The organism is Sphingobium sp. AS12, from assembly GCF_019097845.1.
Classification (GTDB): Bacteria; Pseudomonadota; Alphaproteobacteria; order Sphingomonadales; family Sphingomonadaceae; genus Sphingobium.
The window spans coordinates 162718-179889 of sequence record NZ_JAHRGM010000056.1 but is presented as its reverse complement, the minus strand read 5'-3'; the positions used below and the strand labels follow the sequence as shown (position 1 = coordinate 179889).

Sequence of the window (17172 nt, the reverse complement as noted above, 5' to 3'; positions counted from 1 at the left end):
CGCCAGCAGAGCAAGCGGATCGATGGTGAGGGATTCGCCTTCTACACCCTCTATCGTACCGTCATTCTGAGCGACTGGCGCGTCGTTGACGGGCGTAACGGTGATATAGACCTTGGCGCTCGCGGAGCCGCCTTCCGGCGTGTTCGCGACATAGGTGAATTCGGCGGTGCCGTTGAAATTTGCGGTGGGATCAAAAGCGATGTTGCCGTCGCTGGAGAGCGAGACGGTGCCGCCAACTGCACCATTGACCTGTCCGACGATCATCCGGTCACCGTCGAGATCGTTGGAGAGCAAGCGCTCTACGCGAATATTGAGCGTGCCATCTTCCGCGACGGTAAAGCCGCGATCCTCGATTGCCGTTGCGACAGGACGAATGCGGATATCGACTTGCGCTGTATCGAAAGCGTTGCGTCCGTCCGTGAGCGTGTAGGTCAGCGTGGTCGGACCGTAATAGCTGCTGCTGGCTGTGAAGAGCACATTGCCGTTCGCATCAAGCGATGCGGTACCGTTGGCGCTGCCATCGACCGAGACAATGTGAATGGGGTCCCCGTCGGCATCGAGGTCGTTCTGCAGCAATTCGCTCGCAAGGATGGTGATCGTCTGGCCGGCGATCAGGGTGTAATAGCCGTCGTCGAGCGCCGCAGGCGCGCGGTTGTCGACGAGATCCCGCATCGCCGCCTTGGTCCATTCGACGCCATCGGCGAAGCGGATGATCTCGACGCCCTTGCCGTCGGCGGCCAGCGCATCAATGATCGTCAGGCTGTCGTCCGTCGATGAGGTGAAGCGGATGATGACCGACTCGCTGCCGCGGAAGAGACGCGATACCGACGCTTCGGTAGATGCGAAATCGGCGATAAAGACTGCATCCACCGGCCCCGTCTGCGTCTGCTTGTCCTGGATGGTGTCATTGCCGCTGCCGCGAGCGAACGCATAACTGTCCGATCCTTCCGCGCCGAACAGCTGATCGTCACCGCCACGAGCGGCGAAATTATCGGTGCTGTCGAACCCGTAAACCTTGTCGTTACCGGCCCCGTCGATGTCGGACAGCGCGCGGGCGCGCATGGTGTCGAGGTTCCAGACCGTGCCATTGGCGAAACGGATGGTGAAGAGGTTGAACGAAGCGAGCGCCCCTGTCAGGACGATCTGGTCCTTCCCGCCAACGAAATTGATGACGAGGTCGAGATTGTCGGGACCGCCGCGCGCAGTATTCGCGATATCGGCGGGGGTGAGGTCCTCGAGACGCAGGACGTCGGTATCAAAGCTGAATCCTTCGATCCGGTCTACCCCGTCGCCCGAGCGATAGACGAAGGTGTCAGCACCGCTGCCACCACTAATGATGTCGTTACCACGGCCGCCGGCCAGAGTATCGTTGCCCGATGTACCAGCGATGACGTCATCGCCATCGCTCTGTTGCGAGGCGAGAGCCGCGGCGCGAATGGCATTCAGATCGATGACGACGTTGCTGTCGGTGAGCAATACCCGCTCAATGCCCTGGAAGCCAGCGAGGCCGCCACGGATGACGATCTCATCGCCCGCCTGTGGCAGGCGGACGACGATGTCGTCGCTTTGCGGGGAGAGGCGCGCGAAGCTGAGGTCGCCGAAATCATAGCCCGAGATTTCGAGTACATCATAGACGGTTTCGGCCGCATCGAGGATTGTGTCGCGACCGTCGCCGCGCGCATAACGGTATGTATCGTCACCGCCATTGCCGATCAGCAGGTTGTTGCCCGGACCGCTGACGAGGATGTTCGCATCGGCGTCGCCGGTCTTGATGGTCGTGCTGGCGGTTGTAGCCATTTCGAGGAGAGTCTGGTCACTCCAAACCGTGCCGTCAGCGAAGCGAATGGCTTCGACCTTGTTGGTCATTGCGCCCTGGATCGTGATGCGATCGTTGGTTTCGCGGATCTTGAGGATAAGGTTCGCGCCGTCGGCGCTTTGCTCGACAATGATATCGCTTGGTGCAATGCCGGCGTCGAACTGGATCGTGTCCATGCCGCCGGATTCCATGATGAGATCCTGCCCATCGCCGCGTCCGAAGCGATAGATGTCGTCGCCCAGACCACCGACGAGCCTGTCGGCGCCTGCGCCGCCGCGCAGTGTATCACTCCCTGCGCCCGCGTAGATCTCGTCATTGCCGAGCCCGCCTGCAAGATCGTCGGCATAGTCCGATCCATAGAGGATATCGTCGCCAGCCGTGGGATCGGTCGCCATCGCCAGCAGCGTGGAGGCTGTCCAGACGGTACCGTTGGCAAACTCGACCGACTGGATTGCCATGGCGAGCGATGCTGCTTGACCGAGGTTGATCCGGTCGCCGGTGCCGGCGATGGCCAGCATGACCGTGGAGGCCCCGCGAACCAACTGGACATCCTCCGGCGCGATGTCGGCCCCGAACAGGAGACGGTTGACGCCGCCGCTATCGGAGATGCGATCCTGCCCATCGCCGCGATGGAAAAGGTAGACGTCGTCACCAAGACCACCGTTGAGGACGTCGTCCCCGCGGCCGCCCGCCAGCGTGTCGTTGCCGCTCGTGCCGGTAAGGGTGTCGTTGCCGCCCTGACCATCGATCGTCGTGATGCCGCCGACAAGGGTGACACTATCGTCACCTGCGGTCGTGACCACCGACCGGGCAAGGACATCGCTCCAGTTCCACGTCGTTCCATCAGCAAAAGCGACCTGCTCGATTTTGCTGGCGTTGCCTGAACCCAGCGCCTGGTTAAGCTTGATCCGGCCGCCGCCGTCGCTGACGCGCAATTCGAGATCGGTCCCGATCTGCACGACACTGACATCTGCGGGATCGATACCGTCGACAAACTCGATCCGGTCGTTGCCGCCGGCATCGCTTATGGTATCGCGGCCATCGCCGCGGGTGAAACGATAGAGGTCGTTGCCACTGCCGCCGGTGAGATTGTCATCGCCCCGACCGCCTTCGAAGACGTCGTCATCGGAGAGGGACAGGGTTTCCGTGCCGCCGAAGATCACATCGTCGCCGGTGCCGCCAGCAACGACATCGCTTCCCGCGCCGCCTGCCAGACGATCGTTGCCGTCCTGACCGGAAACCCAGTCATCGCCATTGCCCGCATCGACGATGTCGTTGCCCGTGCCCCCGGCGAGCTTGTCGTTGCCGTCATAGCCGTAGATCGTGTCATCGCCGCCAAAGCCGTAGATGCGATCGTCAGATGGGCTGCCGGCAAGGACATGACCATCGTCGGTGTCGTCGAGGTCGACGGCGCCATCGAGCGGGAAGGCATAGCCGTCGAAATTTTCGAGCGTCAGGCTGCCCGCGCTGACACCCTGCAGGCGCAGGATCGAGCGCGGCGTGGAGCCGCTCTCAGTGGTTTGAATGATTGTGTCGGCGCCATCCTGCTTCACAACAAGGAGACCGAGCTGGAAGGGGTTACCCGAATAGTAGTTGAGGAATTTGATGACGTCGCCCGTCGGACCGCCCTCGAAGTCGGTGATGACGTCTTCGCCTGAACCCATGCCGTAGCGGTTGATGTAGCGATAGGTGTCGCGGCCGCTGCCGCCCGTCATGACATCGATGGCATCGTCCGACGAGACATCCTCGAAGAAGTCCGCGCCATCCCCGCCGATGAGCGTGTCGGCGCCCTGGCCGCCTTCGAGCGAATCCGAGCCGAGGCCACCTTCGAGAATGTCGTTGCCGTCACCCCCGCGCAGGGTGTCGTCATTGCGGATGAAGGTCGAGATATTCGACCCGCGAACCTGCAGGTACCAGACCCCAGGAGCACCGAGGTTGCCATCTGTTGTGTCGAGTGTAACCAGGCCGCCTGCGGGCATGGGCAGGGTGCGCGTTTGCTGCGATGTGTAGAGACCAGGATAGCTGCTGCCACCCCAGGTGAGTTGCTCGTAGCGATAGGCGACATCGAAATCACCATTGCCCAGGACCTTGATCTGCGCCTGGAAGGCGTTGGGCGTGGTGCTGTTGCCATAGGCGCCGACATCATCCCAAGTGACCGTAATCGTGCCGCTGGCGGCGTCAAAATCGACCCAAACCTGGTTGCTGCCGGTCGAATTGCCTCCTTCGCTGGGGGCGAGCTCGCCTGCGCGCGTGTCGGCGTCCTGCGGCCAGACCAGAATGCTCATCGAGCCGATCGTGAGCGTGCCATTCGTCGAGATCTGGATCGCGGAGACCGCGGTGCCCTCGACGCTGACCGTGCCTCCATTGAAGCCCACTGGTATGCCGATCGTCTCGGATCCGTCGTCGCTGCGCGCGAGCACCGTTTCGCCAAAGCCACGCAGGCCTCCCAGCGTATTGACGAGGGCGTTAGAGGCTGGTCCGAAGGCTGCGAGGCCCTGTGCGATAAAGGGATCGCTTCCACCGTTGTCACCGATGATGTGGTCGTTGCCGCCACCGCCGGTCAGGAAATCGGCACCAAAGCCGCCGTCAATCAGGTCATTACCAAGGCTGCCTGTCAGCACGTCGTTGCCGTCTGTGCCGGTGAGCGTCCGATCCTCGGAGGAGGCGAACGTCATGCCGCCGAAGTTGGCGGTCGTGAGGTCACCCATATTGACGTTTTGGAGCACCAGCGCGGTACCGAAGACATAGCTACCGTCGCTATTCGTAGACAGAATGCTCTGAACGAGAACGTCGGACCCTTCCTGTTTGAGAAGAACGGATTCCTGCTCCAGCCCGCCGATGGCGGCCCAGTAGGGAACTTCGACGAAGTCGCCGTTCGCGCCAGCCTCGAAATCGGTCACGATGTCAGCGCCGGCGATTGTTGCGCTGCTTTCAGAGAGGACGAATGTGTCGCGGCCCGCACCGCCGGTCAGCACATCCGACCCGGCGCCGCCATCCAGACGATCTTCACCCAGGCCGCCTTCGAGGGTGTCGTTTCCGTTGCCGCCGTAAAGGTCATCAGCGTCGCGTGCGATGCCGGTGATGAGCTGGGTGCCACGGATTTGTACTGCCCATACCCCGGGCTCACCGGTGTTGCCGAGCGCGGTGTCGAGGCCGGCGGCTCCCTCAGACGGCAGTGGGAGGTAGAAGATTTCCCCCGATGGTGTCCAAATATAAGGCACCCGGGAATCTGTCCAGCGCAGGTCTTCGTAACGATAGATAATGTCGAACTGATCGTCGCCAAGAATTTTTATCTGGACCTGGAAGGCGTTTGGCGTGGTGCCATAATAATAGCGGCCGACATCATCCCAGGTGACGGTGATGGTGTTGGTTGCAGCGTTAAAGTCCCACCAAACCTGATTGCTGCCTGCAGAGTTGCCCCCGTCGCCCGGTGACACAGCGCCGGCACGCGTATCGATGTCCTGTGGCCAGATATTGAAGGAGAAGCTGCCCAGCGAAACTCTGCCATCGGCCACCTCGATTTCGCCAATCGCCGACCCGTCGACGGAAATTGAGCCGCCGTTGAAGTCTTCAGGGATGGCGACGTAGGAATAAGTATTATCCGCGCGCGCCATGGCCTGTTCGCCAAAGCCGAGCGGACCGCCGAGCGTGTTGATGAGTGCGCTGGAGAGTGTCCCGAAATAGCTGCCAAGATCGGGCAGGTCGGTCTGCGGGAGCCCGGGATCGCCGATCAGATGGTCATCGCCGTCGTAGCCGTAGATTGTGTCCGGGCCATAGCCGCCATCGATGAGATCGTTCCCCCGCCCGCCGTTGAGGCGGTCGCCGACCGAGGTGCCCGTGAGCACAACATCATCGGTGCGATAGATAAGAGCGCCGTTGAAATTCGCGGCGACCAGATCATTCGCGTTGACGTTCTCGAGGGTCAGAATGGTGGTGCTGATGTAGGTGCCGCTAAATTCGTCATAGCGTTCGGCCGTGACGATCGTGTTGGCGCCGTCCTGTCGAACAAGTGCCCCATATATGTTGTAGGAGATGTTAAAGGCGGACGAATAATCCAGCTCAATGACGTCGCCCTGCGCGCCGACCATGAAGTCCGTGATGATGTCGCCCTCGCCGGCGCCTGCCGCAGCGCCGATGTCGAACGCACTCAAGCCAACTTCGCCGCCGCCGCCGGAGCCGACGCCGCCATAGCCGATGACGAAGCGGTCGCGGCCAGCGCCACCCGTGATCCGGTTGGACTGGGTGCCGTAGGAGAGATTCCAGAAGATGTCGTCGCCGGCGCCACCATCCATCTCGTTAGCGCCGACGCTGTCCTCGAACAGGTCGTCGCCATCCCCGCCCAGGAGGATATCGTTGCCACCGCCGCCGTAGATTTCGTCGTTACCGTCGAGCCCGGAGATATGGTCGTTGCCGAGGCCGCCTTCGAGGAGATTGTCGCTCTCGTCGCCGACGATAACCTGGTTCTCGACCAGTTCGAAGTCATTGCCGTCGAAGTTCGCGAGCGTGAGATCAGCGGCGTCGATACCCTGGAGGCGGACCAGCGCGCGGGTGTAGCGGACCGAGCCATCGTCCAAGACGGCAAGTGACACAACCGCATCGTCGCCGTCCTGGGTGACGATGATCGAGCCGATGCCGGGGAGGTCGAAGTCCATGAGAATGCCGAGGATGTCGCCCTCGTCGCCGGCCGTGAAGTCGGTGATGAGATCGACACCGGTGGCTCCCGGCGCCTGCGAGGCGAGAATTTCGTAATAGTCGCGACCCTGACCGCCCGTCAGCGTGTCGCTTCCGTTGCCGGTGCCGACATCCAGGAATGTGTCGTCGCCCTCGCCGCCGTCGATCACGTCATTGCCGCCCGGTCCACCCGAGAGGATATCGCCGCCACCGAAGCCCTGGATGGTGTCGTCGAGAACGCCGCCCACGAGTTCGTCGTCGCCTTCGGTGCCGGTCAGGTCGAGGGGCTGGGCGAGGATCGTGGGCCGGTTATCGAGCTCGGTGAAATTGTCGAGCGTCAGGAGGCTGCCATCGACATCGGCGAGACGCAGGAGCTCGACGAGGGCCGAACTGTCGGTCCGGAAGAAAATGACGACATCTGCGCCCTGCTGGGCGAAGAGGATGCGTTGGAAATCGATCACCTCGAAATAGCCCGACCAGTTGCGGCTCGGCCGGAAGGTGATGACGTCGCCGCCCGCGCCGGCGGTGAAGTCGGTAATTGTCGAGATGCCAGCACTCCCCTGGACGGGACCATCGAGCGCAGGAACCCGAACGAGGTAGGTGTCGCTGCCACTGCCACCTATGGCGACTGCTACGGCATCGGGCTGTGACAGGTCGAAGACGTCGTCTCCGGCGCCGCCGTCGAGAATATTCTGACCTTCCGCATCAAGGAAGGTGTCGTTCCCGTCGCCGCCAACGAGGGTATCGTTGCCGTAGCCACCGTCGAGGATATCGTCCGTGGCGCCGCCGGTTAGAAGGTCGGCTTCGCCGGTTCCGTTGAGGCTGTCGCCGGTGAACAGAATCTCCGCGCGGTCGTCGAATTGCTGGAAATTGTCGCGAGTAAGGAGCGTGCCATCTACACCCTCGAGCCTGGCCAGCTCAAGAATGGCTGGAGCATCGGCGCGGTCCGGCTTGAAAAGGACGAGGACATCGTCGCCGTCCTGTACGAGGAGTACGCGCTCCCATGGGTAGAGGGCGTCGCCGCCCTCCACTGCACCGGCGCCGAACCCGAGCAAATCGCCGCCTTCGCCCGGCGTGAAGTCGGTGATGATGGACGCTTCGCCGGCGAACAAGGTCTCATTCTCGGAGGGCAGGAAGATGATGAAGGTGTCGCGGCCGCTGCCCCCTTCGATCGTGTTGCGAGTGTCCCAGGAGCGGCTGACGTAGAAAACATCGTCGCCGGCGCCGCCGGACATCGTGTTGGTGCCCTGAAGGTCCCAGAAACTATCGTTCCCGTCGCCACCGATCAGGATATCATCGCCGCCGTCGCCTGACAGATAGTCGTCACCCGCGCCGCCCTCGAGGATGTCATTGCCATCACCGCCAGAGAGGCTGTCGTCCTGGCTCGGGGGAAGACCGATGATCTCGGTGCCCCTGATCTGGAACGACCAGACGCCATCATCGCCCAGGTTGCCGGCGGTTGTGTCGAGGGCCAGATTAGCCCCGGAAAGGACGCGGATGTCGAGGTAACGGTCGCTGGTGCCGAGGCCAGGCACATAGTCCTGGGCCCAGTCGATGGATTCGTAGCGATAGGTGACGTCGAGTGAGCCGTCTCCGAGCAGCTTGATCTGGAGCTGGAAGGCATTGGGCACCGTTCCCGATGGAGAGGCGCCTACATCATCCCATGTAATGGTGATGGTCTGGCTTGCCGCGTCAAAGTCGTACCAGACCCGGTTTGTGCCTTGCGATGTGCCACCCGTGCTCGGCGTGAGGGCGCCGCCGCCATTGTCCACGTCCCAGGGCAGGACGTCGAACCAGTTGGACCCGAGCGCGGCGTAGCCGTTGATACCGACGGTTATGCTGGTGACGCTTTCGCCGTTGATCATGAGTTCGCCGCCGAGCGCGTCGAGGAGCGCGGCAGGTAGATCGATGACAAGTTCATCATCATTCCCGGCCGCCAGAGCCTCCTCGCCAAATCCCGCGGTTCCACCCAGGCCATTGAGCAGCGCGTTAGTCTGAACGCCGAAATAGCTTTGCAGCTCGGCCTGGACGGCGATCCAGCCGCTTGCACCCAGATCAGCGGGCGCATCGCCGACCAGATGGTCGTCGCCATCGCCACCCGATAGAGAGTCAGCCCCGGCTTTGCCGAGGATTTCGTCGTCTCCGGCCGTGCCTGTCAGATTGTCGCTGCCATCTGTTCCGACGATCGTATCGCCCGACGTCCCGCCGGGTTCCTCTCCACCAGGCTCCTCGCCACCGGGCTCTTCGCCGCCGCCGCCGGGTTCCTCGGTGCCGCCGTCGAAGATGACCGAACCGAAGGGACTGGTGTCGCGCTCGGGATAAAGGATCGCCTGTGCTGCGGCCTCGGAAACGATGTGACTTCGAAGGGTCGTATAATCCCAGAGCGTTCCGTCAGCGAATTGGATCTGATCGATATCTTCGCCGTAGATGCTGCCGCCGCCTTTGATTGTGACACGATCATCCTCACTACCGCGCAGGCGGATGACAAGATCGTCGCCCTTGACAGTGAGGGCTATGTCAGCGGCGGTGATGCCGGCGCCGAACCGCAGAGTGTCGACTGAGTTCCACGGGTTGGGGACCTCGATGGTGTCGCGGCCATCGCCGCGATCAAAGACGAAGGTCGCGTCACCATTGCCGGTGATGAGCGTGTCGTCGCCCTTGCCGCCGCTGATGGTCAGCGTGCGTTCGAACCAGACACCGAATTCAATGCGATCATTGCCCTCGGTGCCTTGGGTTGCACGAGCGAAAATCTCGGCCGCATCCCAGATAGTGCCATCCGCGAAAACAAACTGCTCGATCACGTTGTCGACGCGATCGATATAGTTGTTCTCGTTGTTGCCCATCCCCTCGATGGTCAGGCGATCGGAAGATCCAGCGATGGTGAGACGGATCGCGCCGTTCTCGACGCCCAGGAAAATGATGTCGTCGGGGGTGATGCCGGGGCCAAAGCGCAGCGTGTCGATACCGCCATCATTGTCGACGTTCGCATCGAGAATGCGATCCTGTCCGTCCCCGCGCCCGAAATAATAGGTGTCGCTGCCGCGGTTGCCCTCGAGACGGTCATCGCCTCTGCCGCCGGTCAGGATGTCGTTGCCGTTGCCGGTTTCGATATAGTCGTTGCCGTCACCGCCATAGATGTCCGAGCCGTTATTGGCAGCATCGGCCGGGACGATGATATGGTCGTCGCCATCGGTGCCCGGGATGGACGCTGCAAGCGTCGAAAGCTTTACGCTCGTCCCGTCGGCGAATTTGATCGACGCGATGATCCCGTCAACGCGTCCGATTGGATCGACTAGAGTGAGGCGATCGTCGCTGCCAGCGATCAGCAATATGATGTTGCCGGAAGCGTCGCGGCGCGCGGTGATGTCGCCAAGAGTAATACCCGAGCCGAACTCGATGACCGCGAGGCCATCCCAACCTGTAGTGCTCTGGATGCGGTCCTGGCCGTCGCCGCGGCTGAAGCGGATGACGTCAGCGCCGCCGTTGCCGGCGATGATGTCGTTGCCCTTGCCGCCCGTAAAGACTTCGCCAGCGCTCAGGTTGGTACCGACCAGATTATCATCATTGTCGGTGCCCTGGCCGCGCCAGAGAGCTTCGAGCTGGGCCAGTGTAAAGCTCGCCCCGTCGTCGAAGATAATGCGGTCGATCGTATAGTTGGTCGAAGACGCGTGGCGTAGGGTAATGCGATCGGTACCGTCACCGAACGAAATCTCGGTCTCGCGGAAATCGGGCGTGAAGGTGACCCGCATGTCGGCGGCGGCATAGCCCTTGATCCGCAAAACATCGTCCGAGCCGTTGCTGTCCTCGATGACGTCGGCACCGTCGCCGCGCGTGAAGATATAGGTGTCGTTCCCTCCGCCACCGGCGAGATAGTCGGCACCATGGCCGCCGTTGAGCGTTTCGGCCCGGTTCGAGCCAAGAATTACGTCGTCGCCGCTGCTCGCCTGATCGGTGACCAGGCGCTGCACGATTGCAGCGCCATCGAGCAACTGACCGTCCGCGAAGAGGAGCGAGGGCAGGGCGCCACCCCCCATACCATCGACGAGAATGACCTGGTCGCCGGTGGAGAACAGGATAGCAATGTCGTTGCTACCTTGTGCAAGCGGACGGATAAGTGCGTCGGCCGCACCATAATCGGCAAAGTTGATGGTGGCTGCGTTGACGCCCGCAGGCATTTCTATCCGGTCGACGCCGTCTCCAGCGTTGATCGTGACTGTGCCCCCATTTGCCAGCAGCACGCGGTCATTGCCGCGCCCGGGTTCAACGGCATCGGTGACATCGAGCTCGCGCAGGTCGATAATATCCTGACCGCTGGAGTCGCTGCCAGCCAGAATCAAGCTGCGCACTTGCGTGAGCGTAAGCGTCTCGCCGTCGGCAAAGACGAAGGATTCGACGGGGGCGTTCTTATAGCCGCCCAGGATCACGAGACGATCGGTATCGGTTGCCAGCGAGATGAGCAGATCGCCATTGACGTTGCTGAACGTCACTTCGTTTCTGGTCACACCGGGGCCGAAGACGATCTGGTCGATGCCGCCCGTGTCGGTGACGGCGTCATATCCATCGCCGATGCCGAACTTATAGATGTCGTTGCCGGTGCCACCGGCGAGCAGGTCAGAGCCTGCGCCTCCGGACATCACGTCGGCCCGACCGTCGAAGCCAACGATGCTGTCATCACCTGCGCCGCCGGTGAGCATGCGCTCGATGATGGCGTCGCGGGTCAGTACGGCGCCGTCCGCGAAATGATATTCCTCGATGCTGGTGGTACCCAGGCCACCGACGATCCGCAGGACGTCGGCGCCATTGCCCAGATCGATGATCATGTCGCTGCCGTCGCGCGTGACGATCAGGTCTTCCAGATGTACCGAGGCGCCAAAGACGATACGGTCGATCGCGCCGGGCCGATCCTGCTTTTCGACGATCGTGTCGAAATCATAGCCTGCGGTGAAGGCGTAGGTGTCGCCGGCGTTGCCGCCTTTCAGCGTATCGTCGCCCTGGCGACCGTCGAGCGTGTTGGGAACGTCGATAAGGAGGTCGCTGACCTCGATGATATTGTCTCCGCGATTGCCGCCCTCGATCTGCAGTTCCTGCTCGATATCGCCCGCGCTGAGTACGGTGCCGTCGTCGAAGCGGAAGATTTCAATGGCGTCATCGATGCTGCGGAACTGGTTGCGGATGCGCAGGGAACTATCAGGGCGACCGGTGATGGTGATAAGGAGATCATCGCCCGACTTGGTGAAGACGACGTTCCGGTCCGTCTGATAACGGATGTCGGCGGCGAACTCGACGGTGTCGTCGACCGGAACGGATATGCCGTCGCGATCGCTCCAGTGCGCGCGGGTGCGGCGGTCTACGATGACGTCGTTGCCGTAGCCTACATCGAAAATATATGTGTCGCCGCCGTCGGCACCGATCAGTTCGTCGTCGCCGCCCCGACCATCGATGATTTCGCCGAAGTCCGAACCAGTGAGGGTATCTGCGCCGCTTGTCGCGCCGCCGGTGAAGCGGTCGAGCGCAATGTCCTCCGGGTTGAGATCAGTGAAAGAAACCAGGCGATCGCCAAAGACGAACAGTTCGACCGCTGCGTGCTGAAGGCCCTCGCGGATATACTGGCCTTCGACGATCAGCCGCTCGCCGGTTGCTTTGATCGTGAAGACAAGGTCGAGCGCCGTACGCGTGATGGCGACGTCGGAGAAATTGAGGTTTGCGAAGATGAGCCGGTCCGCACCTTCCTCATCGAAGATCGTGTCATTGCCGCTCCCTTGAGCGAAATAATAAATATCGTTACCCGACAGGCCTTCCAGGCGATCGTTGCCGGCGCCAACGTAGAAGATGTCGGCAATGCCCTCGAACCCGTATATGATATCGTTTCCGCCAGTCTGGCCGACGTCCACGAAATGCTGGAGGAGTTGAAGGTAGCTCCACTCGGTCCCGTCCGCGAACGCGATTGTCTCGAGCGCATTCACATAACCGAGGAAGATGATTTCCTCGAGGAAATCGACCATGGTCACCTGATCATCGGTGCCGGAAACGCGCAATGTCAGCGTGTCGCTCTTGCCGGTGCGCAGATAATCGAGGTCGGTCCAGCGAATGTCGTCGACGAACTTCAGGACGTCCTTCGACGGCGGATCGAACAGGCCATATTTAGGGCCGTTATCCTCGATGACGTCATGACCATAGTTGCGGCCGAAAATATATGTGTCGTCGCCGCGGCCGCCCTGGAGATAATCATCGCCAGCCCCGCCGTCGAGTGTGTTGTCGTTGAGGAAGCCGTAGATCGCGTCATCGCCTGCGGTCTTCGCGTTTGCGAGGACCCGCTCGGCAACCTGGGTGAATTCAAGGCTCGTGCCGTCGTCAAAAATGAAGCGTTCGACCTGGTTGGGTGACACATAGTCGAGCCCGTCGCTGCTGCCGAACACCTCGGAAAACAAGCCTAGGCCAAGCGACAACCCACCGAAATAATCCTCGATCTCGATCGTGTCGCTGGTCGGGTTGCCCTGCTTGTCGAGCAGAGTGATATGCAGCGTCGTATCCGTGCCGCTGCGCGTCAGCCGCAGATCGCTGGCACTGATATCGCCGGTGAATTTGAGGAAGTCGATGCCTGCCTTGATCGGGCCGAACGAGAAACCACCGCGTTCGCTGATGACATCCTGGCCGTCGCCGCGCGCGAAGATGTAGATGTCGCCGCCCAGGCCACCGGTGAGAACGTCATTGCCCTTGCCGCCCCAGAGCACGTCGCCCGAGCCGGAACCCGCGTAGACGTCGCCTGTATCGCGGGGATCGGCTACTTCCACGGCCATGCGGAAGCGATCCCAGATGACACCGTCGGAGAAGACGATCTGCTCGACGCCGGACTGGAACTGCTTACCGTTGGACAGATAGGGATTGAGTTCGCCCAGGAACTGATCGGTCAACCGAACGAAATTCGTCTGCCCGCGGATTTGAAGGATAAGATCTTCGCCATCCCGAATGGCGATCACATCGCCGGAATCGAGATCGGTGAAGCGCAGTTCGTCATTTCCGCCCAGATCCTGATCGAAGATGACGTCATCGCCGCTATTCTTGCCAACGAAGTAATAATCCGAGCTCATGCCGCCACGCAGCGTCTGGTCGCCGGTGGTCATGTAGAAATAGTCGGTGCCGTTCGTGCCTTCGACGAGCGTGTCGCCGCTCGCGTGGGTGATGATGCGGGTCTCATCGACCGAGAGCGCATGGGCGACGCCGCGGATATCAAGGTCCACGCCCACATTCTCGTACGCCTGGATCAGCATCTGCATGATGTAGGCCTGATCGACGCCCACCTTCGCCTCAAGGACGCCGCCGGTGTCATCCGGCGCAAAGTCCGGATAGATCTGCCAGAGGATCTCGTTCCAGTCGGTCAGATAGTCGAGAACTGCGTCATTTGCGTTTGATGCTGGTGCTGCCGCGAAGATGGCCTCGAACATCGGCGCCATCTGGCGATCGGTGGTCGTGACGAACACATCGCGCGATGCATCATAGGACAGACCTTGGGCAAAGGGCTTGAGGCCCCCTTGCAGGGCGAGGCGCACCGCCAGACGACGCGACGTGATGACATATTGCTCCATCACCGGCTGGAGCATGGCGATCATCGTTTTGACGTCGCTCTGATAGCTGGTCGCCGGTGCGGTCGTCCCATCGGAATAGGTTACCAGGACGGGGTTGCCGTTGGCGTCCACCTGATTGACGTAACGCCCCGCGCCTTCGACGCCGTTCACGCTGTAGCTGAGTTGACCGGTCACATTATTGTAAGTGGCGGACAGCATTTCGGGGCGGAAATCGACGCCGCCGAGGCTGGTCGCGAAATGGAACTGCTGCGGTGTCAGCAGCTCCACGCGATAGACGCTGTCGTCGGTCGAACCGACTTCATCGAGGGTCTCGAAATCGATCTGGTAGTTACGCAGGTTGAATTCGAACGCGTTGCCCGACTTGGCTTGAAGCTGAAGCGCCCGATCGAGATTGCGCGCCCAGACATAGAAGCTGCCGTCATTGTCGGTGATCTGGACCGTATAGTCGACGGCGACGCCGTTGATGAAATTGACGCCGATCTTCTCGACAGGAAGGTTTGCGAGCGGATTGAACTGGATGTCCTCTCGGCGCCATTCGGTCCCGATCGCGTGGGGGAGGGCGAAGATAGCGTCGATGGAAGCGTAGGAGACAGACGGATTGGATGCGAGCGCCCAGCTTCCGTCGGTCTGCTTGATGCCATAGTCGAGAATGACCGCACGGCCATTCACCTGGCTCATGAGATATGGTGCTTCGTCGCGGAAGGCGAGGGCGCTCTCACGCGAGGAAGGTGACCAGGCTTGCTCGAGCCTCCAGCCGGAGCCTTGGTCGAGCACTTGTTCCAGCGTCGGGCGTGCGATCGTCGCACCTTGCGCGTCGAGAACCGGATTCCCAGATTCGAGCGTCCAGTAGCCACCGGTCGCATCCTCGGCATAGACTGCACGGTCGACGAAGGCGCCATCGCTGCCGAGCTTGACGGCCACCAGCTCCTGGCTGGTTTCGAGCGTCATGCCCCAATCGCCCAAGACATCGCCGACCTTGGCGACAAGGTCCTTCATCTTGGGCGTGGTCATCGCCGCGGCACGATCCTGCGCCAGTTCAGCAAAGCCTACGTCGTTGGCGGCCGCTACGGCGAGATCGGTGATAGAGCCGAAGCCCTTCGCATTAAGCTCGGAGCTGGACTGCCAGGGCGCGAGGCCGGCTTCACCGGCAAATTTGGTGTCGACTTCGTTGGCGGTGAACAGCGCTTCGAAGATGTTGCTGGTCCGGCCGTTGTTGAATGTGACCGTACTGCTTGAAACCAGATGGGCGTTTTGCGGCGTCGTCACGCCAAGAGCGGTCGAAGAGAGGTTGATCGAAATGATACCGAGCTGATCAAGAGACTTTAGCTCGCCAGTATCGGTTACGCCGTCGCGATTGCGGTCTTGCCAGACCTGGAGGCTCGACCAGATCAGATCGGAAGCCGTGATCTTGCCGTCGCCATTGCTGTCATATTGGGACAATTCGGCAAAGCCACCGCCTGCGCGGCTACCGAACATCTCGCCGATACCGTCGATACGGGCGTTACCATTGCTATCGAGGACAAGGAAACCATCGTCACCCTTGAGCCAACCGGTACGTTCGGCAAACAGGTCGCCATCGACATCGAAATAGGCTTTGCTGTCGCTGAGACTGGTCGTCTCGATGCCATCGCCGTCGAGGTCGATGATGAGCGGGTCCATTCCGTCGGCCCATTTGAGCGCCTTGGTGAAACGCTGGGTCGCCGCCACCGTCGATAGGAGCGAGTCTGCAAATACCGAATAATAAAGTGCCGCGCCAATGGCGCCGGGAACGAGATTGAGTAGGGGCAGTAGTGCCTGCAGCGGATTGACCGCGCGGAACACCATATTGAGGTCGCCCTGGCCAGCCAGCTCGCCTTGCAGCGCGCCGAGGCGTGAACCGACGACGTCGACATTCTCGATCTTCATCCAGCCTTTGTGGATGCCTTCCGACGAGCCCGCCTCATTGCCCGTGGCGGCCATCATGCCACGGAAGATCTGCTCGAATGCATTCGTCACATACATGTCGAGGTTGCCATCCTCGTCATGCTGGAAGGTGTAGAGAATCCATGGCTGGATGTGATCGACATAGACCTCACCGGTCCAGTCGCTCGCTTGCCCTGTCATGTAGCGCGTGATGTTGGCCATGCCGGTTGCGCTACCGAGCAAGCCGTTCATGATCGCAAGGCCCGCGAGGCCGCCATTGGCGTCGCCTCCGGTCATGGGGATGCCGAAATATTTCAGCACGTCATGATGCTGCGCGTCCATCAGCGTTGTGTCGGCAAAGAACCAGATATTGTCAGAGTTGGCGGCGTTGTCCTCGACGGCGAGGCCCGTTTCCGGGTCGAGCCCGTCTATCGTGTCGCCATAGATCTCGCCGTTCCGCGAAGTGTTGAAAATCCAGTCACGGCCAAGACCGCCCGCAGTGATCGCGCCCTCGCCAAGGATCGAAATCACCCAATCATTGCCAGCACCGCCGTTAAGGATCATCTGTAGGTTGGTCTGGGCAACCCCTGCAGTACGTTCGAGCGTTGGTGGTTCGGGGGCCTGGCCCAATGCCACCAGAGCATCGTATGCTGCCCAAGCGGCTGCTGCTTGAGCCTTCACATTTTCGTCGAACGTCTTTCCCGCTTCGAGGTATTCGGGCTTCCAGCCGACAAGGAAGTCGTCACCGTTGCCGCCTGCGGCGTTTGCCCACTTAGTACCGAGTACCCAATCTTCGCCGTCGCTGGTGTCATTCGGGTCAATCGTGAAACCGAGTTTCTTGAAGAGCTGGGTAGCATAACCATCGATATCGATACCGTCACCAAGAGCCACGCTGACGTCAAAGCCATCATATACGCCATTGATCAGTTCGTCGAAGATATCCGGATACTGATCATAGATATATTCACCGAGCTCCGATCCGGCATACGATCCGGCAACACTCCCCGCCACCGCGCCAACCAGCGGTCCCCAGAATCCGCCAAAGCCCTTCAAAGTCGCTACAGCGACGTAGCCCCCAACTGCAGCGCCAGCGAGTCCCCCCGCCGTCTCGAAGAAATAGGATACCCAGAGCTTGTTTGCCTTCTTAATGTTTTCGGCATCGCCTGTCTTGCGTAGCTCATCCGCAGTCGATGCAACCAT

At 61.1% G+C, this 17172-nt stretch carries 1 protein-coding gene (only partly in view); it reads right to left on the bottom strand.

All coding sequences use genetic code 11. The features are described from left to right. Window positions 1-17172, bottom strand: partial view of a tandem-95 repeat protein gene (locus tag KRZ98_RS24280; protein WP_254798696.1) — the 5' portion only. The gene continues 14100 nt to the left of window position 1, outside the view; the window shows 17172 of its 31272 coding nt (coding positions 1-17172); the start codon lies at window positions 17170-17172; its stop codon lies beyond the left edge, outside the window.